This window comes from Zymomonas mobilis subsp. pomaceae ATCC 29192 (assembly GCF_000218875.1).
GTDB lineage: Bacteria > Pseudomonadota > Alphaproteobacteria > Sphingomonadales > Sphingomonadaceae > Zymomonas > Zymomonas pomaceae.
Map to the genome: position 1 here is coordinate 216,866 of NC_015709.1, position 24,367 is coordinate 241,232.

Consider the following 24,367-nt stretch of genomic DNA (forward strand, 5'->3'; position numbering starts at 1 on the left):
GGTAGCATTTTTATCGGATAAATGAGGATATGATCGAACAGGAAATAATTTTGAAAGATGCTGTTGAGACAGAACAGGTTGGACATTATCTCGGGCAACAATTGAAAATCGGTGATGTTATTACCCTATCAGGCGATTTAGGATCTGGGAAAACCAGTCTAGCCCGAGGTGTATTGGCTGAATTAGGTTTGGAAGAAGAAGCCCCTTCTCCCAGTTTTGCTTTGATGATTGCCTATGAACCGCCGGAAATCATCCTACCTGTAGCCCATGTTGATTTATACCGTTTGGATAATGCAGCAGATATTCGAGAATTAGGGCTCGATGAGTTTGGTATGGAGGGCATCTTGCTTATTGAATGGCCGGAAAGGTTAGGAGATACGCTCGAACACTTATGGCCCCAAAGTTTACGGTTACATTTCGATATTCTGGAAAATAATATGCGCCGCCTGACATGGCAGGCCCCCCATGACTGGGAAAAAAGATGGCCACCTTTATAATTTAAATGAAATGATTTTCTGATTATCGCCCCTTTGCTAGAAGCCTGACAGTTTCATAGAGCAGGGGCAGGAGTGAAATAATGAATAATTCTTCAATGTCGGTCGTGAACGAAGCACAAAACCCACAGACTTTAATTAAAACAGCGATCATTTTGGCGGCAGGTTTTGGTAAACGGATGCGTCCCTTGACCGCGACCCGCCCTAAACCTTTGGTTGAAGTCGGCGGAAAGCCATTGATTGATCATGCGTTATCCCATTTAAAAGAAAGCGGGATTAAACATGTTATCGTCAATACGCATTATATGAGTGATCAACTAGAAGCCCATCTTGCGCATTCTGCTAAAGATTTTGATCTCCAGATTTCACGTGAAAAAGAACAACCTCTCGAAACGGGCGGCGGCATAAAACAAGCTTTACCGCTTGTGAAAGAGGATTTATTTCTAGTCATAAGTAGTGATAATTTCTGGTTAGACGGCACAGCCAACTCCATCGATCTTCTGACTCGTCATTGGGATGATAATCTGATGGATGCTTTATTATTACTTGTGCCGCTTTCTCATGCCTGTTGCTATTCCGGACAGGGGGATTTTCACATGAATGGTACAGGGCAGATTAAATCACGGGTAGAAGGTCGTGTAGCGCCTTTCGTATTCAGTGGTATTCAACTTATGTCCAAACGTTTTTTAGACAATACACCAGATGGCCCTTTTCGCAGTAAACTTATCCGTGATCAGGCTATTGCGCGTGGTCGGCTCTATGGTCTTGTCCATGATGGTGTTTGGTTTGACGTCAGTACGCCAAAGGCAGTCAAGATAACGGACAATATCTTGAGACGTGGTTAATCAATCATGGCGGATATATCCCGAATTTTTACGATTCCCTTTCATCAGGCTTTTGCAGATTCTCTGGTAGCGGGTCTTATCGACCGTTATAAACCGATGGAATTAGCACGTGGCTTGATCTTGTTACCCAACAATCGTTCAGTACGGGCGATTACCGAAGCCTTTGTCCGCCGATCTTCTTCCGGTTTACTCTTGCCGCGGATGGTGCCTGTGGGTGATCCGTTTTTAGATGAGCGTTTGGGTGCATTTTTAGATCCTGTTGACCTTACTGATCCGTTTCCTCCGGCGATTACACCCTTAGATCGGCATTTCCGCCTGACCCGTCTTGTTAAAAAAGCAATGAAGCAGCAGGGGAAAGAGATTTCTCCTTCTGAATCCCATCGCTTGGCTGAAGACTTAGGCTTGACCTTAGATCAATTGATTGCCGCAGAAATTGATCCCGCAGCTTTATCCACCTTGATTGATCCTTTGGCCGAAGAAGAGTTAGCAAAGCACTGGCAGTCATCTTTAAATTTATTAGAATGTATTATTACCGACTGGCCTCAAGAACTGGCTAATACTGGTCAAATTGAAATGCAGGATCGGCGAAATAAGCTATTAGATCGCTTGACTGAACGTTGGCAAAAACAACCACCTAAAGGACCTGTTATTGCAGCCGGTGCCATTACGGGATCGCCTGTTTCAGCGCGTTTGTTACGCGTAATATCGGTGTTAGAAAGTGGGTTAATTGTTTTACCCGGTCTTGATCTGACTATGTCAGAAGAAGAATGGGCATTACTCGGCCCGCATGAAAGGGATCCCGATACCGGCATCAAACAGCCTTCCTTAGAGAGTCATCCTCAATTCCAGCTAAAATTATTGCTAGAGCGTATGGGGATCGCTCGAAATGAAGTAGCCCTTTGGCCTTATGAAAATAAAAAAATGGTTCATAAGGAACGGAGCCTTGCGATTAGTCATGCGATGGCACCGGCACGCTACACTAATCAATGGCTGAATTTATCGGAACAGGAACGCTCTTTTCCGGATGTTTCTATTGTTGAGGCGGCGCATCCTGAAGAAGAAGCACAGATTATTGCTATTGCTTTACGACAGGCTATCGAAAAACCGGGGGTAACGGCGGCGCTTGTAACGCCTGATCGGACTTTAGCTATAAGGGTTTCTGCCCTATTGACGCGTTTTGGTATTCAGGCCGATGATAGTGCAGGGCGTCCTTTATCTCTAACACCCCCCGGTATGCTCTTATTGGATATTATTTCGGCGGCCGCGGATCATTTTTCTGCCGTAAGTTTTCTGGTCGTTGCCAAGCATCCTTTCGTTGCTTTCAGCGAAGAACGGGCCTTGTGGCGGGAGCATATCCGTGCTTTGGATATGGTTTTAAGAGGGCCACAATTAAAAATCGGTCTGGCAGGTATTTCTCAAAAAATAGCCCAAGAAATTGATAAAAAACGTGCCGATCCAAATTTATTATCGTGGTGGGAAAGCGTAAAGACGGCTTTCTTGGCTTTGGACAACCGACATCAAGAGATCCTTCCCTTAGCTGAACTGATCCGTTTACTGCGGGAAACGGGACAAACCCTTGCCGGTGATAAATTATGGTCAGGGCCAGATGGCCGAATGGCCGCTGATTTAATTACCGAACTCGAACAATTAGCTATACATCACAAAGAATTAATGAGTTTTGCAGATTTCGGGCGTATTCTTCGGCAATTGATGGATAAACAGGCGGTTAGGCCTGTTTCGGGGGGGCATCCTCGTATTTTTATCTGGGGTTTGATTGAAGCGCGGTTGCAGCATGCCGACTTGATGATTGCGGCTAGTCTAAACGAAGGTATTTGGCCGCCGATCAGTGACGCCGATCCATGGTTAGCGCCTAGAATCCGCTCTGAATTAGGATTACCTGGATTAGATTTACGTATTGGTATTGCGGCGCATGATTTTGCCTCTATTCTAGGAGCAGGCAGAATTTTGCTTACCCGGGCCAGACGGGATGCTCGTGCACCGACTATTGCATCACGGTTTTGGCTTAGACTGGAAGCTATGACAGGGGGGTTACCCAAAGCCGCAGAACTTCCTTATTACGCAAAAATGCTGGATGAACCCAAAATCTTTAAGCCAGCCTTGCGACCAGCTCCAAAACCGCCAGTTCCAGATAGACCAAAACGCATTGCTGTTACTCGTTTTGATAGCTTGCAAGCCGATCCTTATAGCTATTATGCCAGCAATATTTTACGTTTGAGGCGGCTTGATCCAGTGGACGCCGCACCAACAGTCGCTTGGCGTGGTAGCTTGATCCATAGTATTCTTGAAGATTGGGTAAAAAAAGATAACGCTGATCCTAAAAAATTACAAACACGGGCGCTCAATATTTGGGGCGATATTAATAGCCATATCATTCAAAAAATATTGGGCACGCCTCGTTTGCTGCAAGCGATTAATTGGATTGAGCAGCAAATACAACAAATGACGGAAGAAGGTCGATCTATTGTTAAGGTCGAACAATATGGGAAATGTTTGATCGAAGGCATCGAATTATTCGGCTGGGTTGATCGGATTGATCGTCTATCAGATGGTTCATTGGCTCTTGTTGATTACAAGACGGGTCAACCCCCTAGCAGTAAATCGGTTACGAGTGGTGATAACCTACAATTAGGTTTGCTTGCACTGATTATCGAACAGGGCGGTATCCCTTCCATAGAAGGTCATGTTCAGGCTTTTGAATACTGGTCGATGGCACAAAACAAGAATAAACAAGCGGGTTATAAAATTTCTGTATTAGGAGGTAAACAGGCTATTTCGCCTGAGGCTTTCCTCAATTTTACAGAAAAGCGTTTTTCTGAAGTTATACAATCCTATTTGTTAGGAAATGCTGCTTTTACGGCCCGTCCATATCGGGGGAAAAAGCTTTATGATGATTATGTTCAGTTGATGCGATTTGATGAATGGCGCGCCAATCCACAGCATAAAGTGATTGGTAGTTAAGGAATTTTTATGGTTCAGCTGACAAATCTACAGCCTTTAAAAGAAGAACAACGTCAGGCTTCTGATCCGATTAGCAATATCTGGCTATCTGCATCAGCCGGTACTGGAAAAACGCATGTTTTAACAGCACGGGTATTACGGATTCTACTGAATAAGGCCGCTCCTGAAAGTATATTATGCCTTACTTTTACCAAGGCAGGGGCGGCGGAAATGGCTGAACGTATTCATCAGCGTTTGGCTTCATGGGTTCAATTAGAAGATGAGCGATTAAGAGAAGAATTGATCGCTATAGGTGAAAGATACGATCATAAAGCCTTAGCCTTTGCTCGGACTCTTTTTGCCCGTGTTCTTGATGCCCCTGGTGGTTTGCGGATTCAGACCATTCATAGCTTTTGTCAGTCATTGCTAACGGCTTTTCCGGTAGAGGCCGGTTTAACACCCGGATTTCGGTTAATTGAAGGACGAGAGGAAGTCAGCTTAGCCAAAAGAACGCTGGCAGAATTATTAGAGCAAGCTAGTCAGGATAATGCTCACAGGCTGTTAGATAATATCAACCAGCTATCCGACCGCCTAGGAGAGCAAGGTGTTCAAGATTATCTCTATGAATGCCGCTTTTATAATCATGGTTTCATCGCTTTGGGGCAGGGGATTGAAGTAAAGGTAAGGCAGGCTTTAAATTTACCCTTGTCTGATATTACTATGATTTTGTCAGAAGCTTGCGATGACAATCATTTTGATTTTGCGCTTTTACGTAATATGGCGGCGGCTAATGAAAAATGGGGTACGGATACTGCCAAGAAAAATCTGGCGTGGATCGACTTATTTGTAAAGGCCTCTCCGCAACAGCGGATCGATTATCTATCTGACCTCAAAAATATAGTGTTAAAGGCCGATGGTGACTTACGTGCGCCGCCTAAGGGTATCACGAAACTGACACCAGAATACGCATCGTGGATGCCGTTGTTGGCAGAACAGATTCATCGGATAGTGGCTTTACAAAAATGCTATGATTTTTCTGTTTTTGTGACTGCCGCACTGAAAGCGGGTCAAAGCTATTGTGAGGCTTGGCACAAAGCCAAACAAAAATCGGGGCTAGTCGATTTTAAAGATATGATTGATGCCAGTGTCCTTTTACTCCGCACGCCGGGTATTGGGGAATGGGTCCGCTATAAATTAGACCGGATAACCGATCATATTCTTGTTGATGAAGCCCAAGATACGAATATTTTACAATGGGCTATTATTACGGCCTTAACAGAAGATTTCTTCTCAGGTGACAGCGCAAAGTCTAGTTATACTCGTCGAAGCATTTTTACGGTCGGTGATTTTAAGCAAGCTATCTATGGTTTTCAGGGTACAAATCCTCAGGCATTCTTAGACGCACGCGATTATTTTATAGATAAAGCGAAAGATAGCGGTCGAGATATTCTCGATTTATCCCTTAACCGCTCTTTTCGTTCGACGCCGCCTATTCTTACGATTGTCGATTATCTTTTGAAGGATATTCAAACAACAGAAGACGGCATTGGAATTGAGGCGGCAATGCTAAAACCGCATTACTCGGCACGATCAGGTCTAGGGGGTTCTGTCAGATTATGGCAACCAACCTGCGATTATAAAGAAGAAGGCGAAGAAACAGAAAGCACTGTTGACGAAGATGAAAGTCAGCTTGAAAATAGCGAGTTAGAATTTGCTATCAAATTGGCGCGACAAATCAAAGCATGGCTTGATCCGAAAACCCCCTTCTATCTTGAGGGGTTAGGGCGAAATCTTGAACCTCAAGATATTTTGATTTTAGTGCGTAATCGGGGTAAATTGGCTTCGCTCATTGTGGGTTGTCTTCACACTGAAAAAATACCGGTGGCGGGTTTAGATCGCTTATCTTTAACCACACCCTTGGCGGTCTGCGATCTATTGTCGGCCATTCGCTTTGTTTTGCAACCTGATGATGATCTGACGCTTGCTTGTCTGCTTGTCTCACCGTTGATTGGATGGGATCAAGATCGGCTTTATCGCCTTGCAGTTAATCGTGCCCCTAGAGAAACGTTATTTGATCGACTTCGTAAAAGCGAACAAGAACAAGAAACATGGGATATTGTGCGGGATTGGTTAGAAAAAGCTGATTTTATAACGCCTTATCGTTTTCTTGAAATGCTACTAAGTGGCCCCTTAAAAGGACGGCAAAAACTGTTTGAGCGTCTGGGGGAAGAAGCGCGAGATCCTATAAATGAGCTGCTTAATTCTGCATTGTTGTTGGAAAGTGAGACTATCCCTTCTTTTCAGCGCTTTTTAGATTGGTTTGATAGCGGAGATGTCGAAATCAAGCGAGATCCTTCGACACAACAAAACACAGTGCGGATTATGACGGTGCATGGCGCTAAGGGGTTGCAGGCACCCCTCGTGATTTTAGCGGATGCCACCCGAGACCCCCATCAATCTAACGGTTTTCAAATCAATACGATGCAATGGGACTTATTAAAAAATAATCTACCCGTAATCATTCCACAACCGAATAAAAATGAGCTGGAATATTTACCGATAAAAGCCAATGTAGTCCAAATTGAAAAAGAGGCATTACAAGAACATTGGCGTTTACTCTATGTTGCCGCGACAAGAGCGGAAGAATGCCTTGTTATTACAGGTAATTTAGGAAAACGTTCAAAAGCTATTCCTCCAATAGATAGTTGGTATGCTTGTTCAATCCGTGCAATGAATTATGCAGCACAGGCTATGAAGGGGCAGGAAATGACTGTCTGGCAAGAGGATGTGTTATGGGGTAAAAAGGCTGTTTATCATCAACCTACGGTTGAGCCTCCCGTAACAGCTTCTTTAGTTAAGACTATTTCTCCTAAATGGGATTTACCGTTATGGTTGGATAAATCCGTGATTTCCGAACCCCGACCTTCTTATCCTTTGACGCCTTCCTCTTTGGGAAACGACGATATCGCGAACCCGCCGCCCGATGCTTCTTCATTAGACGCCGCGAGACGGGGTAGTCTGCTCCATGCTTTATTCGAGCGTTTGCCGATGCTGCCCGTAGAAGACCGAGAAAAAGCGGGACTTAATTGGTTGGAATATGTTGCGGCGATAAAAGACCCTGCACAGCGGCAGGCCTTAATAAGCGATGCTTGCCGTATTATGGATGACCCCCAATTTGCGATTATTTTTTCGGATAAGGCCTTAGCAGAAGCCCCCATCGCAGCACAGGTCGGGGTCCATGTTATTTCAGGAACGGTCGATCGTTTGTGGAGTGATGAAAAACATGTCTGGGTCATTGATTTCAAAACAGGACGACGGGTGCCTTCTTCAGCAGATAGGGTTATATTGCCGCATTTAAAGCAAATGGCTGCCTATGTTGCTGCCTTAGAAAAAATTTTCCCGGATCATATAATTCATTCGGCGTTGCTTTATACGACTGGCCCTAAATTGATCTCTTTTGAACGCGATTTTTTACGGCCTTATTTTGATGCTGAACTATAAATTGAGCCAATAACAGTCAGTTAAATAACTTTTAAAATGATCGCCTTTTCGTCATTGCATGAAACGCTATTCCTATTAGATCATAAATACCTATATTAACAAAGATTCCTCAGGAGAGATAAAATGGGCGTGAAAAGCGTAACAGATGCCAGCTTTGAAGCAGATGTTCTGAAATCTCAGGAACCGGTTGTGGTTGATTTCTGGGCAGAATGGTGTGGCCCTTGCCGTCAGATTGCTCCGGCGTTGTCTGAAATTGCGAGCGAGCTGGAAGGTAAAATGACCTTAGCGAAGCTAGACGTTGATGGTAATGTTGAAACCGCCAGCCAATATGGTATCCGCAATATTCCTACTTTGATGATTTTCAAGAATGGCGAAGTTGTTGCTACCCGCGCGGGAGGCGCTCCCAAAAGCCAGTTAAAAGCATGGATTGAACAATCTATCTAAATCTTTCCTTAAAAAGGGGGATTGGCCTGATAAGATTTCAGCCTGTTTATACCTGTGTCTGAATTGAATTTTATCTTTTTATAAAAAGGCCTTATTATCCCCCTTATGACCCGTGCATATAAAAAATCCTCGATAAATGAACTGCCTTCTCAAAAGCAGATTCTTGACTTTATAGCCTCTTCGCCACAGGCCGCTGGAAAACGGGAAATCGCCCGTGCCTTTGGATTGAAAGGGCAGGCCAAAATCGGATTAAAAGCGTTACTGAAAGATATGGCGGATGAAGGCTTGATTGATTCTTCACCCGGACGGGCTTTCCATCTGATGGGGGGATTGCCCAAAGTTACTATTTTAAAAATTATAGATAGTGATGAGGACGGATATGCCATTGGGGAACCCGAAAATTGGCAAGCAGAAGATAGGCCAAGACCAAGGGTTCGTCTGATCGAGCAGAAAAGAAAAGGCGCACTTGGTAGTGGGGATCGCGTTTTAGCACGGACAGAACAAATCGATCAGCGCTGGCAAGCCCATATTTTAAGAAAGCTAGCCCCGGCCGAAGCGGGCATGTTAGGCATCGTTCGTGTTGAAGATGATAAATTGTGGTTACAATCGGTTGATAAAAAAGTTAAAAAAACATGGCCAATATCTGATGTGGGTGATGCGCATATCGGCGATTTGGTTTTGGCCGAAAAAGCGGGCAGGGCACCCCGCATAACGGCGCGCGTTACCCAAAGGCTAGGTGATCCCTTTCAGCCGAAAAGCTTCAGCCTGATTGCTATTCATAAATATAATATTCCAGATCGTTTTTCCAAAGATATCTTGGATGAAGCGGAAAAAGTAGCCCATTTGGAATTGGGAGACCGTGAAGATCTAACCCATCTACCTATTATTGCTATTGATCCGGCCGATGCGCGTGATCATGATGATGCCGTCTGGGCGACACCAGACCCCGATCCTTCCAACCAGGGCGGTTATCAAGCTGTAGTAGCGATTGCTGATGTCTCCTTTTATGTTCGCCCGGGATCATCCTTGGATAAAGAAGCCCGCAAACGCGGGAATAGCGTGTATTTCCCCGATCAAGTGGTGCCGATGTTACCGGAAAGGCTTTCGGGCGATGTTTGTTCTTTAAAAGAAAAAGTAGATCGGGCAGCCTTGGTTTGTCATTTGGTGATCGGGCCAGAAGGTAAATTGAAATCATGGCGTTTCACCCGTGCAAAAGTACGGCTGGCGGCAAATATTTCTTATGAGGATGCCCAAGCTGCTATTGATGGCCGTCTTGAAAATCCCTTAACCGAAACAGCTTTAAAACCCTTATGGGATTGTTGGCAGGTCTTGAACAAGGCGCGCAATAAGCGACAACCACTAGGATTAGATTTACCCGAAAGAAGGGTGATTTTGGGGGATGATGGGCAAATTCTTTCTGTCGCTGTCCGCGAAAGGCTAGAGGCGCATCAACTGATTGAAGATTTCATGATCGCGGCCAATATTGCTGCTGCCAAAGCTTTGGAGGCTAAAAAAGCCCCGGTGATGTATCGTGTCCATGAACCTCCCAGTCGTGAAAAACTGGTGGCTTTACGGGACTATCTCAAAAGTTTTGCGATACCTTTTGCCTTGGGACAAGTCATTAAACCGGAAGTGTTTAATCATCTGATCAATCGCCTAGAAGTTGATGAAGAATCTCGTGCCCGTATCATGGAACAGATTTTACGCAGCCAGACCCAAGCCTACTATTCTCCAGCTAATATGGGGCATTTTGGTTTAGCCTTGGGTAGCTATGCGCATTTTACGAGCCCTATTCGGCGTTATGCTGATTTATTGGTGCACCGTGCCTTGGTCGGGGCTTATGGCTTGGAAAAAGGCAAACCAAAATTAAAAACAGAACAGTCTGCATCCGCTATTCCAACGGTAACCGCATTACCGTTACAGGATGCCGAAAATATGCCTGTCATCGGTGAAAAAATAAGCCACGCTGAAAGAAGGGCAATGGAGGCCGAACGGGAAACCGTAGATCGTTACATTGCGGCTTATTTTTCAAAATATATTGGCGAAATCATGCCAACCCGCATCACAGGCGTGCGTGAATTTGGATTTTTTGCGACTATTCCTTCTTTGGGAGGGGATGGGTTAGTACCGGTTTCAACATTGGGCTTGGAATATTTTCGTTATGAAGAAGTCAGCCAAAGTCTGGAAGGTGAGCAAAGTGGCACGCGCTATGAAATCGGTCAAAAAATCGATCTGCGTTTGATGGAAGCTGACCCCATCAGCGGCGCTCTCCGCTTTGAACTTCCAGAGGCGATAAAACCGGTAAAAATGTCACGACGGGGTAAAGGACGGGGTGGTATTGATCCTCGCCTTGTAAAAAAGCGGGGCAGGCCGGCTAATATTCGTCATCGTTAGAGTGTGAATCTAAAAAGGGATTTTTCTGTTCATAAAAACTGAAATGAACAGAAAAAATCTTCCTATATCTATTTGTTTTTTAACGATTTTTCATGATATTTTGCTTTTTGCCACAGAGCTTCTTTTTCTGCCAAGGGTAGGGGGGTGATGTCGCCCTTAGCTATTTCTTCCATATGACGAAACCTGCTTTCAAATTTAGCATTGGCTTGTTTTAAAGCTTGTTCTGCATCAATTCCATGATGACGAGCAAAGGTTGTGACCGTAAACAAGACGTCGCCGATCTCTTCGATCAAATTTTCGTGATCTGTCGCATTATCGACCTCATCTAATTCTTCGTCAATTTTAGCACGGGGGCCTGCTGTATCTGACCAGTCAAATCCGGTACGCGCAGCCCGTTCCTGAATCTTCTTTGCGCGCGTCAAAGCAGGGAGCGCTTTCGCAATACCCGATAAAGCGCCAGAGGCTGATTTATCTTTATCAGCGCGTTCGGTCGCTTTGATTTTTTCCCAGCTATCAGAATTCATAGTGGGTTTATCATGCGTGTTCTTATTAAAAACATGCGGATGACGTCTAATCATTTTGTTACAAACAGTTTCAACAACATCATCAAAGTTAAACAGATTTTGTTCAGAAGCCATCTGTGCATGAAAAATGACCTGCAATAACAAATCACCTAATTCATTTTTTAATTCGTCCATATCCTGTTGTTCAATAGCATCGACAACTTCATAGGCTTCTTCAATCGCAAAAGGAGCGATACTAGCAAAATTTTGTTTTAAATCCCATGGACAACCCTGATCAGGATCACGCAATAGAGTCATGATTGTTCGTAATTTATCAATGGGAGACAATTCTGTATTTTTTAAAAAATCTTGTATGTTTTCAGGCTTTTTAGACATGGGGGCACTCTTCATCGGTTAGTCTGATAATATATATTATGTTAAATAATAAATAATTTATCATAAACATTACATAGGATGATTCCGCTTTTTAAAGAATCCCCTTCTCCGTCGATCAGCCATCATCTTTGCAAAGATCACTATTATTTTTCCCAATTTTCACGACTGTTCTTCAGTGAACAGATTTAAACGGTTTCATTAGAAAAAAATTGATCGGAAAAGAAAATCAAAAAAATTAACAAGAGTATGGGGCAAGAAAAAAGGACTTGAACGGAAAAAAATATCCTTTTGAAATTACCCCTACCCGCTTTTAAATTTTTACTACTCTAATGCGGAATCCCATGTCCAACCATCATAACCAACTTCCATATTATCCGGTAATATTCTGGATAAGGTAGCGTAATCCATCGAGTGATCCATATGGCATGTGACCGCCCTTTTCACTTTTAGCTTTTTGACCCAACTTACAATCATAGCCAGATGTGGATGGGATGGATGGGGTTTCTCTCTCAAGGTATCAACAACCCAAAGATCTACCCCTTGATAAAGTTCAGCCATTTCTTCCGTGATGTGATTAAAGTCCGTGGCATACCCCACACGAAAACCATTATGTTCAAAACAAAAACCTGCCGAAGTCGCCCGGGCATGGGGTTGATCGACGACTTTAATATGAATATCCCCGATTGTCAGATGATCAGGCAAGTAATGACCTTTTACGGTTGGTCTATATTCTCCAAAACCCTCGAAGACATAGGCAAAACGTCGGCGTAAGCCATCTAATGTTTCTGGACGGGCAAATCCCGGTATTGGATGACCCTTAGCATGAAAAATTTGACGTAAATCATCAATACCATGACAATGATCGGCATGATCATGCGTCCAGAGCACAGCGTCCAAGGTCGAAATATCTGCCTTTAATAGCTGTTCTCGCATATCCGGCGAGGTATCAACCAACAGATTCATATTGGGGGTTTCAACATAAAGCGACGCACGGCTGCGCCTGTTTTTAGACTCTTTAGGGTCACATTCACCCCAATTATTCCCGATTCGTGGCACACCGGATGATGTGCCTGAGCCGAGAAGACGGAGTTTCATAATTTTACCTTATCAAATAATTTCAAAAAGTTATGACTGGTTATCTCGGTAAAGGCTTCATAACGCATACCGAAAAGCTGGCTTAAAAAATGGGCTGTATCTGCGACAAAGGCGGGTTCCCCTTTTTTGCCGCGATAAGGGACCGGGGCTAAAAAAGGGGAATCTGTTTCAACCATAAGCCGATCAAGGGGTAGATTTTGTATGGTATCCCGTAAATCTTCGGCATTTTTAAAGGTGACGATGCCTGAAATGGAAATATAAAATCCAATTTTTAGCATACGTTCTGCAAAATCTGCACTTGCCGTGAAACAATGAATAAGCCCTTTGAAAGGAGCTTTTTTCATTTCCTCTTCCAGAATGTTTGCCGTATCGTCTTCTGCATTACGCATATGAACAATAAGCGGTAATCCAGTCTCACGAGCGGCTATGATATGTTCCCGAAAACCTGCTTTTTGTTGGTCGAAATCATTTTCGCCATAAAAATAATCAAGCCCGCTTTCGCCAATAGCGACTACTCTAGGATGATTGGCGGCCTTGATAAGTGTACTACTATCAATAGCGGGATGGGCGGCGGCTTCATTGGGATGGATGCCGACACTCGCCCAGACATCCTTCTCCCGTTCTGCGGTTGCGATAATCGCATTCCATTCGGATTCTTTGGTCGCCACATTCACCATGCCCGTTACACCGGCCTGACGGGCATGTTCCAAAATTTCAGCTTGGCGTTCAAATAAACCCGGATAGTTAAGATGACAGTGACTATCAATCAGCATTAGGCTTTATCCTTAGCTGTTTTTTTAGCGTTTTTCTTGTCAGATGAGACTTTATCTTCATCTATAAAACGGGGAAAAACACCTTGTGGCGCAGGTAGTGCCAAGGAAGGCACCAACGGCGATGATAAAGCCGCGAAATCTCGCTGATCTGCCCCCTGCCCTAATTGATCTAATAAAGCATCACTACTGTTCGGAATAGCCCACCGACTTAAAATGGCGAGCTGACGAACTGCCTCGGCTGTCCAATAAAGAATGGTATCTGCACGTTCAGGATCGGTTTTTCTGACCGTCCACGGAGCTTGTTCTGAAATATAAAGATTAGCTTCAGCAACACCACGCCAGATAGCATCCAAGGCCTGATTAGGCGCGATATTATTCATAGCTGTGGCCACCTGATGAGGGATACCCGCCAGTTTGGTCATCAAGGTTTCGTCAGCCGCCGTCGTCTTATAAGGCGTTGGAACTTTTGCGCCATTCTTTGCGATCATTGATAATGATCGTTGGGCTAGATTGCCGAAATCATTCGCCAAGTCGGCATTAATACGATTAACAATTGCTTCATGACTATAGCTGCCATCCTGACCAAAAGTCACTTCTCGTAACAGGAAATAGCGAAGCTGGTCTACGCCATAAAGTTTAGCCATATCTATTGGATCGACAACATTTCCAACAGATTTAGACATTTTTTCTCCTTTATTAAGGAGAAATCCGTGACCAAAAACGGCCTTTGGTAAAGGAATATTCGCTGCCATTAAAAAAGCAGGCCAGTAAACAGCATGAAAACGGATAATATCTTTACCGATAATATGAATGTCCGCTGGCCAATAGTGTTCAAGTCTGGCTTGATTATCAGGATACCCTGCCCCTGTCAGATAATTCGTTAACGCATCAATCCAGACATACATGACATGTCCTGGCGCATCCGGTACAGGAATGCCCCAATCAAAGCTGCTCCGTGAAATAGAAAGATCAGACAAGCCAGATTTTACAAAACTGATAACTTCATTCCGCCGGGCTTCCGGTTGAATAAATTTAGGGTGCGCTTCATAATAAGCTAGCAATTTATCTTGAAAGTCAGAAAGTCTAAAGAACCAGCTTTCTTCTACATTCCATTCAACGGGTGTCCCTTGCGGGGATAATTTATTACCAGCTGCGTCAGTAATCAGCTCATCTTCTTTATAAAAGGCTTCGTCTCGGACAGAATACCATCCTTCATAGCGTCCCAGATAAATATGCCCTGCATCGGCTAAAGTTTTCCACAAGGCTTGACTTGCCTTATAATGTTCAGCTTCTGTGGTCCTAATAAAGCGATCATAAGAAATATTATAAAGATCATCCATAGCTTTAAAATGAGAAGACATCTCATCTGCAAGGGTAATCGGTTTAACATCACGGTTACGCGCCGCCTGATCCATTTTTAGACCATGTTCATCAGTACCCGTTTGGAAATAGACATCCTGTCCTAAAAGACGATGATAGCGGGCAAGCGCATCAGCCGCGATAGCTTCATAAGCGTGACCAATATGGGGTTTGCCATTGGGATAGCTAATAGCAGTCGTAATATAAAAAGATTGAGACATAGCGTTTAACGTTTACCGAACCTATCTGTTGGAGCTAATCTGGCCAGCAATCCGGCCAGAGTGAAAACCGTTGCCTGTGGATCGAGTGATAATGATATAGCTTCATTAGCTAACTGGCGTGCCTTTTCCCACAAATGAATGGCGCGTGCCAATCTTTCTCCCGTTAGATGATGGGCTTCTGCGGCGATACGTGCAGGAGCCTGTTCCAAAAAGGCTTCATATCGTCCTTGTGCGGATTTAAGCGCAAGGCTTTGTGCAAGCTGGCTACGCAAGGAAAGATCGGAATCGCCTTTTTTAATCAGATCATTCATACTACGATCAAGAGTGGCTATATCAAGACCAGAAAATTTTAATCCGTATCCTGGGGCACCCTGACTAATTTTTACCAGACTAACTAATTCTTCTTCGTTAGCTTCAGGTAAATTCTGTCTTAGAGCTTTAAGAACATCAGAATCGTCTAACGCCTGAAAACGAAGTATCCGGCAACGTGACCGGATAGTGGGTAAAAGACGGGTTACCGCATGGCTGATTAGAAGAAATATTGTACCCGCAGGGGGCTCTTCAAGATTTTTTAACAGCGCATTAGCGGCTGCCCGTTCCAGATCATCAATGGAATCAATAATAACAATACGCCGGAAGGAAAGTGCTGGCGTAGTTGAAAATAACCGTTGAATGCCTCTTACTTGATCGACAGTGATATTTCTTGCCCGCTCTTGCTCTTTACTGTCACGAAATAATCGTTCTAATCGCAATAAATCTGGATGACTTCCGGCTTTTATAAGCGAAAGGGTAGGATGATGATCAGGAACAGCAATATTATTAACAGGTGCATTTTTTCTGAAGTCAGAATTGACCGCACTCGCTAAAAGCCATGCGGCCACCTTATCCGCCCATAACCGTTTGCCGATCCCACGCGGCCCCGCCAGCAACCAAGCATGGTGCAGCCTTCCACTCTTTTCTGCATGGTAAAGGGTTTTTACTGTCTGATCATGGCCGAATAATTCTGACATTAAGATAAAAGATCATCTATTGAATGCATGATACGCTTATGAACCATTTCGGCGGTGCCACTGGCGTCAATAATACGAAAACGTTCAGGATTTTCGAGAGCTAATTTATGAAAAGCCTCATTGACCTTCTTGTGATAGTCAAGATCGCGTTTTTCAAAACGGTTACCTTGGTTACCATCGCGAATTTTAGCCCGTTCAACCCCTTCCCCATTAGGCAGCACCAAAAGAAGCGTGCGATGCGGCATTAATCCCTGACTACCGATATAATGAAGCTTGCGGATATTGTCTTCGCCAATACCACTAGCATCGCCTTGGTAGGCTAAAGAACTATCAATATAGCGATCACACAGAACCCATTGCCCTTTGTCCAAAGCCGGACGTATAACACGGGTAACATGTTCAGAACGGGCCGCGGCAAAAAGCAAGGCTTCCGTTGCATTCGTCCAGCGGTGAATATCCCCTTCCAGCAATAAATGACGAATAGCGTTTCCCCCCGGACAGCCGCCGGGTTCACGCGTCTCAATAATATCGAAACCTTTTTCTTTTAAATCAGCACCAAGAAGGCGGATCTGTGTTGATTTTCCAACACCTTCACCGCCTTCTAAACTAATAAAATATCCCTGTTTATTAATCACATCCGTCCTAAAAGCCAACGCACGCCTTCCTTTATCCGCCCGAAAAAACCAGCGGATGCAACTGCTTTTTCTGCGACAAGAGGCGTTATTTGAGGTGGAGTATCAGAGGTAAATACTACAAGATTTGCAATATGTTGCCCTTCCGCAATAGGCGCCTTTATAGGCCCTTGATAGGTCACTTTTACCTTAATTTGATCAGAGGCTGTAATCGGTAACGTTACCGCCAGATCGCGCGGTGCCACTAAACCGACTGAAGATGCACTGCCACCCTGTACTTCCGCTGTCTGAACTCTTACGCCTTTTCTGACGACAGGTTTCGATTTCCATGCCCGGAAACCCCAATTCATAAAGGCTATGGATTGTTCACGACGTGCAGATCCTGACGGTAATCCCGCCATGACCATCACCAGCCGCCGCCCTTTTTGTTCGGCAGATCCTGTGAAACCATAACCGGCTTCATCCGTATGGCCTGTTTTAAGACCATCTGCGCCTTCGATAACCCCTAGCAAAGGATCTCTGTTTGATTGTGTTATGTCTTTACCTGAACCGAGGGTTTTTCCCCATGTAAATTCGCGCTGTCCATAGAACTGGCGATAAAGATCAGGAAAATCACGGATAGTGGCTTCAGCCAAGGTTTCGAGATCATGGGCGGTAACATAGGTAACACCCCCATCAGGCCAACCATTAGCGGTTCCGAAATGAGAATTGGTAAGACCGATCCTTTGTGCGGTTTCGTTCATAAGCGAAACAAAAGCAGGCTCAGTTCCCGCAATACCTTCGGATAAAACGACACACGCATCATTACCGGATAAAGTAACGATACCATGTAACAGGTTAGCGACACTGACCTGTTCATTGGGCGAAAGAAACATCGTCGAGCCAGCCGCCGGTCCATGCCATTTTTTCCATGTTTCCGGTTGTACTGTTATCGGTTGATCCAGCTTTAATTGCCCTTTTTTGATCAGGTCAAAGGCAATATAAACGGTCATCATTTTTGCCATTGATGCAGGCGGCATCCTTCGGTCTGCGTCTTTTGAATAAAGCACAGCGCCAGAGGATAAATCCTTCATATAGGCAATGGGGGCAATAGTCTCAAAAGGCGGTGCCGCCGCATAGAGAGAGGCTGTGGTAAGCCATGCTGTTATAGAAACAGAAATAAAGAAAGCTGGCTTCATTGAATCACCAATATCCCAAAAGGCGTGGTCATTAAGATATTTTATCCTGATAACCTTGCGACAGCTAATAACAATGTCAAAATGACAAAGTAAAATTAAAAGCTAGAGGCGTTTTACGCGCACTCTTGCTGTTCCCTTTTTCTCAATACCTAATGCGCGTGCTGCTCCTCTTGATAAATCTATTATTCTCCCTTGCACAAAAGGCCCCCGATCATTCACTCTAACGACCAAATGGCGCCCTGTTTCAAGGTTGGTCACCTCAACATAGCAGGGTAACGGTAAAGTTTTATGGGCTGCACTAATCCCATTTGGAGAAAATTTCTCCCCGATAGCCGTTGGGTGACCCGCAAAGTCATCCCCATACCATGAAGCATAGCCTACTTCATTATAATGGGGATCATCTTTGGGTACATAGGTAACCCCCCCCACATTATAGGGTCGGTTAGTGCCGCCGCCGGCATGACTGACATGACCATAATGGGTTTGCGGCCCGGCACAGGCCGCAACAAATAACATAGAAAGAACCGCGCCTAAACGAAGCGAAGATGTGAAATCAGCCCGTAATCGCATCAGCCAGTAACCCCACAGATAAAGCATAGAAATTAGAACAATTGTAATCAAGAATAGAGCGATAATTAGAAGAAACGAGCCATGCCGTCGCCCCAGAACCATCTGGTTCAATTAAGGCCATGGGTTCTGTTTCGGATGGTACATGGCTTCCCATAAAAGCAATTCCTAATTTTCGCCATTCAGATACTGGTTGCCAACGGCTTAACCGTGCATAAACGCGCGGACATGTTGGTGAGGCGGTCGTCGATTGGATAAAGCTACGATCTAAACTTATCGGTACTCTTACCGCAACACCCCATGGGACATCAGCGCGCCAGCCCGCTAATTTCAAATAATTGGCAATGGAGGCCAAAGCATCTATTTCATCTGACCAGATATTCTTGCGCCCATCCTGATTGCCATCCATAGCAGCGCGTAGATAAACACTCGGTAAAAATTGAGGAAATCCGGTAGCCCCTGCCCAGCTGCCTTTTAACAAATTACGGTCAATACCCGAATCCAGTATTTGCAAAGCCGCAATATATTCCCGTGTAAATAAATCACGCCGCCGCCCGTCATAGGCTAAGGTAGCCAAAGACTGTAACAAATCAAAATTACCTGAAAATTGCCCATAACCGCTTTCATGGCCATAAATCGCTAGCATGATACCAGCAGGCACACCGGTTTTTTGTTCAATCGAAGCTAATGCATCCTTTAAAGCCTGATATTTTTTTTGCCCCAATGCAATTCGGATAGCATCTACGTGACTAGCCGCATAAGGTGCAAAGGGGGGAATAGGCGCACCGGCTTTAGGTGATTCTGGTTGATTCTGATCCAGTTCAATGACACGGGCATTAGGGGTCAAACCCAAAGCCACATTATCAAAGGTTTCCGGCTTCACCCCGCTTGCCAAAGCTTGCGGACGAATAGACGCAAGAAATGCTTGAAAATCCTTATTGTCTGTTGATATCCCCCCGCTATTTTGGGTGTTGCCAGAAACAGAGATGGCGGTATTTGATAAAAGCTGTGAAGAGGCTGGATAAGCCATACCGCTTAATAAAACAGCTATTATCAGGGGATATAAACGCATAATCGCCCAAATCCTCTTGGAATGAAAAGTGATAGAAATGATTATCTATGCTTATTTCAAGAATTTAGACAACATTAACCGTGATATTAACGCAAATGAGGCCTTTCTTCATGGGCTATTTCAGCAAGCGCTAACAGAGCAGCAGAATAATAATCATCTTGTTCGGTTATTTTCGAGGTAATCGGTTTATTCAGCATCAAATGAACAATAGCCATACCGCCTGTTGAAAGCGGATAAGGCGCAATCGCCTGCGTATTAAGATCAATCCATGCCGGTATTGGTTGGTTATGGGTGAGATAACTATTCCAATAGACAGCAAAAGGCACTGCTAACGCGTCTTCTCCACCCCAAATTAAGTAAAGCGGGATACGGATGGCATCAAAACCAAAATAGGGCTGTTTATCAGCGGCAGGCGCTAAACTGCCATCATTTTTAAAATCAACCCAGTCTGTCGGTAATTGAGGTAATCCAAAACGAGCACGGGATAGCAATTTTTTGCCACTTTCAATAACCGTACGCCACATACCGTTATCTACCTGATCGAACGCTTTTAAGGCTGGCCAAATATAATAAGAAAAATTCAACGTCACATGATCTGTGCCGACAAAACCCTGTAATCCGGGTAAAAGAATAGTTTCGCCCCCACCCGAAAGAACTAATTTTTTACCAATAGCCTGCCTGATAGCGGCGGATGCCGCACCATACCCCTTACCCGGCCAGCGGGATTCTGCCCGTAACAGGGCCCATGCAATCAGAATATCACCGTCAGTAGCATTGTTAAGATCAGAGATCGGATTTTGCTGTGATCCATCATAGCGCCATGCAAACAGTGCCATATCTGAACGCATTAAATGCGTTTTTGTCCATTGCCATAGAGCATCGAAGTTAGCGCGATCATGGGCCGCTTCAGCTTGTAGCAGGCCATATCCCTGCCCTTCACTATGACTAATACCACCGTTACCGCTATCGACAATACGGCCTTCTTTTAAGAACCGATTGCAAAATAACTTCCAATTACTTTGATCTGTTGCATGAGCCTTACTACAAGCTGTTATCAACGGAATAGTCATTAAGCTGGCAAGTATAAAACGGCGGTTATATATCATAACTGAAGATTGTTTCACTACTGCCTACCTTTTGACAAGGGTTTTTATCCCATAAATCCTTTTGAAATTCTTATTTTAAAGAAAATTTCTATTTAGTGATTACCGTAATTCTCTGCATCCAGTGCATAATGGAGCGAAAGCAATTCTCGATATTCGCTATAAGGACCGAAGGTTGTTGCTCTGATTTCTCCCCCCAGTACCGCAGATCGACTTAAACGATAGCTAACCGAAAGACGACCTTCATACCCCGCACCGCTATGATGTTGACCCGAAAAACGATTAGCAAGCGCATTGTTAGCAAGATGAAACGCATTCATTTGGTTTTGTAAATCATGTTCATTGCCAAATATATAATTACTTCTTTCATAGAAGTTTTGATAACCTGGCGCCACCTCAGCATTAAGCTTCCAACGATCCAGCGTTCCCGTATAGCGAAGCGGGAAGGCAACACTGATGAAATGATTGGGGCTGAAATACCCCCCTTGACTGAAGGTAAAGAAATATTGGTTGTGGAGATAATGTTGATAATTAACATTTACCCCGATACTGAAATTGGCTGCTTGGCTATGTAATAAGGAATAATAACCGCCGACATTGGCTTCAACTGCGTGGTTGTTCTGAACTCGTGTGCCTCGATAAATACGGTAATTACCTTGTGCATAGAGTCCGCTACCATCGACATCATAAGATAAACCGGCGCCGCCGCCCGTTTTCATAACTTGTCCCCAATAAAGTCCTGTAACCGGATCGACGGTACCAGCATAGGCCACTAAACTATCCATAACAGGCCGTCTTTCCATGAAAAGATGGCCCGTTAAATGGTCGGTAATGGACGGCGACCAACCGATGCCGCCTTGAATATTGGTCTTTTTAAATCCAAGCGGGGTAGTACCAATATCTAAACTGAGATTACCGCGTTTAATACCTGCATCAAGCGCAACACCTGAGGCTGACTGGTTTTTGACGGATCGAATAAGGGCGGTGCCACCATGGGCAACACTAGACGTTGCTACCAGCGGATTAGCCCCAAATACAGCAGCACCATATATATCCGGCTGCCCTGCCGTCACATAAAGCGGGGTTGCCGAGAAAAAGCCGCGGATTTTGCTGCCAAGATCGGTTGTTACCTTTGCATGAAAACCATATTCATTAAGGCGACTTAATCCGACCTGTCCAGAATGTTCTCTAAATTCCGGTGTGCCTTCTAAAACCGTGCCCGTATTTAAAGAAAGATGATCAATACCGTCATTAATATCCCGCATTAAAGGATCATTGCTACCCCCATGAAAGCGGGCTGCTGCGGGATAATTGATAGGATCGGCAACGGCTATACTGGTGTAAGACGGCGCTTCCAGCATAGTCCCTTGGCCAAAAGCACTCCCCGGCGCAAAGACATTCCAACTATCATATTTTTTCTGTTGTTTTTGATCTTCCTTAATTTTCATCTGCGCTTCATCATCATCTTCAAAATCACGTGAAGATTGATTGAAAGGCTGGCCAAACATCCGGTTACCAGACATCCCATTGTTGAGGCCCCGCCCGGATTGGCTTGGGAAAGGTAGCGCTTGATCCTGCATTGCAAAATCATTGGCCGTTGTCGGTTTTGACTGCGTTACGGGTAATGCGTTGGTAGTCCCAGTGGAATTATTACGTAAAGATGGACGAGGAGCACTTCTTGTCTGAGACTTATAGGGTGCTGATCTTACAGGGATTTCATCGTTATTTTCTGAATCAGCAAAAAGTGGCTTTGCTTTAAAACCAGAGGACGCAACGTTAACAGATGCACCAGAGCGCCCGTTATTAGGCATATAGCTAGCATGATCGAAAGATTGTGAGTGATTGGAAGCTGTCGAACGAAAACTATTTGTAAAGCGGCGGCCACCAAAATCATCATCGTCATCATCGCGATTATAGGCGTAACTATCCTCTTCCCCAAAGCGATCTTCATCGGAAGAGGCCATTTCAATCTGGCTTTGCTTTTGTAATTTACGCCAATCATTTTCATTGAGAGCAAAGGGATTATAATGATCTTCTATCGGCATCTGCGTCGCATCATCAGCGGCACCTGTAGGTAGATCCGCCGATAATCCCCGTCTAATCATATGTTGATAGACAGCATGGGCCCGTTTTAAATCCTTTAAGGCTTTTTCATCGTTATCTTTTGTTTTTTCAAGCCGTGCCGCTGCCAGATAAACATAAGGATTACCCGGGGCAATTTTTTTTAGCTGTCTAAGGGCTCGTTCAGCGCGCTCGTCATTGCCTTCTTTTTGAGAAATTGTCAGGCTGTTCAGAAGCGCCGAGGCATCTTGGGGGTGATTTCTAAGCATATAATGATAAAGTGACTGAGCCTTATCATTAAGCCCTGTATCTTGATAAATTCTGGCGAGAACAGGTAATATATCGCTGCTGCCGCCGGATTCATCCCAAGCTTGGTGTAAAACGTCAAAGGCGGGCATGTAGAGTTTTTTTTGCCGCATCATATCAGCGCGCGCAATAGCCAATGTCCGATTAAGCATACGATACCCATTCTGGTCATGCTTAGACATTTCAGGCGTAATCTGACTGACAAAGCTGTTGGCTGTATTATAATTTCCAGTTCGGATTAAAACCGACAAGCTTGCTTGATAATCGTTTGCTGATCCCAAAGGTAAGGAAAGGCTGTGTTCAGCCAAAAAAGCAGCATCTTCAACATCGTTTAACTGTAAAAGCGCATCGGCAATTGTACCAAGTTGCGCAATGCTACGGTTAGGATCATTGGCCAGTGAGCGCAATAAACCAATGGCATCTCCCCGCCGTCCATAGAGACTCATGCGTTTGGCTTGCGCTAAAGCGACATTCAAATCCGCATTTTCGGCAATAGTATTGATTAAAGCTGTTCGTTGTTCTTCAGGTATCCGTTCAACCAACGCAATGACGTGTCGATTATCGCCTACTTCTTGCCAGAAGAGACTGGCCGCATAAATGGCTTCTTCAGAAGACGCCTGATCTTCTAAAGGGCGAATAAGGCTGACAGCCTCAGGGCGATGGCCCCGTTTTAATAAAAGTCGGGCATAATCCAGCCGTAGCCAAGGATTGGCAATATCATTTGCGATAGCCATCCGGAAATATTGCTCGGCATGGACATAATCCCCCTGTGACAAGGCCTTTCTAGCCTTGATGCCGTTTTCCTGACTTTTTAGTCGGGCAACAGCTACCGCATCAGCCGAGGAACCTAATTTATCATAAATGGCGGTTGCCTTATCAAATTGTCCCTGACGGGCGTAAATATCAGCCAAGAGAGAATCAGACACATTCTGGTCACCCCCTTGCTGTCCTTGAAGCTGTTCAAGGATTGACTGGGCTTTGTCTAATTGATTTGCACGACTAGCGACTTGTGCCTCTTCAAATCGGCCATAAAAACGGGCAGAGGATAAAGCAGAGGCCCACCGCCATCCTTCTTTATCTGATGAAGCTTCCTCTAAAAGACGGATGGCTTCCGAATAATTATGCTGTTTTAGACGAATAATCCCGAGACCGCCTAATGCGTCTTTATCATGAGGATAAAGGGCTAAAGCACGGCGAAAGCGTTGTTCGGCCAGATCCAACTGATTATTCTTAAAAGCATTAAAACCTTCTAACCGAATTCTACCCGCGCGCGCTGAAGGCGTTAATCCAGTAGGAAACGATCGACCGCCCTTACCCGTTACAATAACATTTTTAGGCGCATTCGACGCCGTATTGGAAGGACTTTCAGAATTTTCAATAGGGGCTGCGACAAAGGTAGATTGTTGGATAGCTTCCTTTGCCATACGGTTATTAGGATCTATTTCTAATAACCGC

General features: G+C 44.6%; 17 protein-coding genes. 6 read left to right on the plus strand and 11 right to left on the minus strand.

Going from position 1 to position 24,367, the window contains the following annotated elements; all coding sequences use genetic code 11:
• Positions 1-29: 29 nt before the first annotated feature.
• The 6 genes from tsaE to ZYMOP_RS00995 all read left to right on the plus strand — a co-directional run bounded on the left by tsaE (position 30) and on the right by ZYMOP_RS00995 (position 10,636).
• Positions 30-497 (plus strand): tRNA (adenosine(37)-N6)-threonylcarbamoyltransferase complex ATPase subunit type 1 TsaE, encoded by a 468-nt coding sequence (gene tsaE / locus ZYMOP_RS00970; protein ID WP_013933491.1) that lies wholly within the window; start codon positions 30-32, stop codon positions 495-497.
• An 80-nt stretch (positions 498-577) separates the two neighbouring features.
• Entirely contained in the window at positions 578-1,339 is a 762-nt protein-coding gene (locus tag ZYMOP_RS00975) for a nucleotidyltransferase family protein (protein WP_013933492.1), read from the plus strand.
• Between the two features lie 6 nt (positions 1,340-1,345).
• On the plus strand, positions 1,346-4,318 hold the full coding sequence (gene addB, locus ZYMOP_RS00980; RefSeq protein ID WP_013933493.1) for a double-strand break repair protein AddB: 2,973 nt from the start codon (positions 1,346-1,348) through the stop codon (positions 4,316-4,318).
• A 9-nt stretch (positions 4,319-4,327) separates the two neighbouring features.
• A complete protein-coding gene (addA, locus tag ZYMOP_RS00985; protein WP_013933494.1) occupies positions 4,328-7,798 on the plus strand; it encodes a double-strand break repair helicase AddA in 3,471 nt (1,156 codons plus the stop codon).
• 123 nt (positions 7,799-7,921) lie between these two features.
• Entirely contained in the window at positions 7,922-8,242 is a 321-nt protein-coding gene (gene trxA / locus ZYMOP_RS00990) for a thioredoxin (protein ID WP_013933495.1), read from the plus strand.
• Between the two features lie 105 nt (positions 8,243-8,347).
• On the plus strand, positions 8,348-10,636 hold the full coding sequence (locus ZYMOP_RS00995) for a ribonuclease R family protein (RefSeq protein WP_013933496.1): 2,289 nt from the start codon (positions 8,348-8,350) through the stop codon (positions 10,634-10,636).
• Positions 10,637-10,704: 68 nt separating this feature from the next.
• Here the strand turns inward: ZYMOP_RS00995 and mazG are convergent, their stop codons facing one another.
• From mazG to ZYMOP_RS01050, 11 genes are all read right to left on the minus strand, one after another.
• Complete coding sequence (gene mazG / locus ZYMOP_RS01000; protein WP_013933497.1) at positions 10,705-11,535, minus strand: nucleoside triphosphate pyrophosphohydrolase; 831 nt, start codon at positions 11,533-11,535, stop codon at positions 10,705-10,707.
• A gap of 321 nt (positions 11,536-11,856) precedes the next feature.
• Positions 11,857-12,630: an MBL fold metallo-hydrolase gene (locus tag ZYMOP_RS01005; RefSeq protein WP_013933498.1), complete on the minus strand. Its 774-nt coding sequence runs from the start codon at positions 12,628-12,630 to the stop codon at positions 11,857-11,859.
• Complete coding sequence (locus ZYMOP_RS01010) at positions 12,627-13,403, minus strand: TatD family hydrolase (RefSeq protein ID WP_013933499.1); 777 nt, start codon at positions 13,401-13,403, stop codon at positions 12,627-12,629. The genes ZYMOP_RS01005 and ZYMOP_RS01010 overlap by 4 nt, the downstream gene beginning before the upstream one ends.
• Positions 13,403-14,983 carry a methionine--tRNA ligase gene (gene metG / locus ZYMOP_RS01015; RefSeq protein WP_013933500.1) on the minus strand — a complete coding sequence of 527 codons (1,581 nt, stop codon included), beginning with the start codon at positions 14,981-14,983 and terminating at the stop codon, positions 13,403-13,405. Before metG ends, ZYMOP_RS01010 begins: the two co-directional genes overlap by 1 nt.
• A 5-nt stretch (positions 14,984-14,988) precedes the next feature.
• Positions 14,989-15,993 (minus strand): DNA polymerase III subunit delta', encoded by a 1,005-nt coding sequence (locus ZYMOP_RS01020; protein WP_013933501.1) that lies wholly within the window; start codon positions 15,991-15,993, stop codon positions 14,989-14,991.
• Positions 15,993-16,646, minus strand: coding sequence for a dTMP kinase (tmk, locus tag ZYMOP_RS01025; RefSeq protein WP_252507428.1), 654 nt, complete (start codon positions 16,644-16,646; stop codon positions 15,993-15,995). The genes ZYMOP_RS01020 and tmk overlap by 1 nt, the downstream gene beginning before the upstream one ends.
• Entirely contained in the window at positions 16,625-17,803 is a 1,179-nt protein-coding gene (locus tag ZYMOP_RS01030; RefSeq protein ID WP_013933503.1) for a D-alanyl-D-alanine carboxypeptidase family protein, read from the minus strand. The genes tmk and ZYMOP_RS01030 overlap by 22 nt, the downstream gene beginning before the upstream one ends.
• 102 nt (positions 17,804-17,905) lie before the next feature.
• The gene (locus ZYMOP_RS01035) at positions 17,906-18,373 is read right to left on the minus strand and encodes a septal ring lytic transglycosylase RlpA family protein (RefSeq protein ID WP_013933504.1); all 468 of its coding nucleotides are present in this window, start codon (positions 18,371-18,373) and stop codon (positions 17,906-17,908) included.
• On the minus strand, positions 18,357-19,442 hold the full coding sequence (locus ZYMOP_RS01040) for a lytic murein transglycosylase (protein ID WP_013933505.1): 1,086 nt from the start codon (positions 19,440-19,442) through the stop codon (positions 18,357-18,359). Before ZYMOP_RS01040 ends, ZYMOP_RS01035 begins: the two co-directional genes overlap by 17 nt.
• A gap of 86 nt (positions 19,443-19,528) precedes the next feature.
• Positions 19,529-20,566 (minus strand): family 8 glycosyl hydrolase, encoded by a 1,038-nt coding sequence (locus tag ZYMOP_RS01045; RefSeq protein WP_013933506.1) that lies wholly within the window; start codon positions 20,564-20,566, stop codon positions 19,529-19,531.
• Between the two features lie 74 nt (positions 20,567-20,640).
• Positions 20,641-24,336, minus strand: coding sequence for a cellulose biosynthesis protein BcsC (locus ZYMOP_RS01050; RefSeq protein WP_013933507.1), 3,696 nt, complete (start codon positions 24,334-24,336; stop codon positions 20,641-20,643).
• Positions 24,337-24,367: the final 31 nt, after the last annotated feature.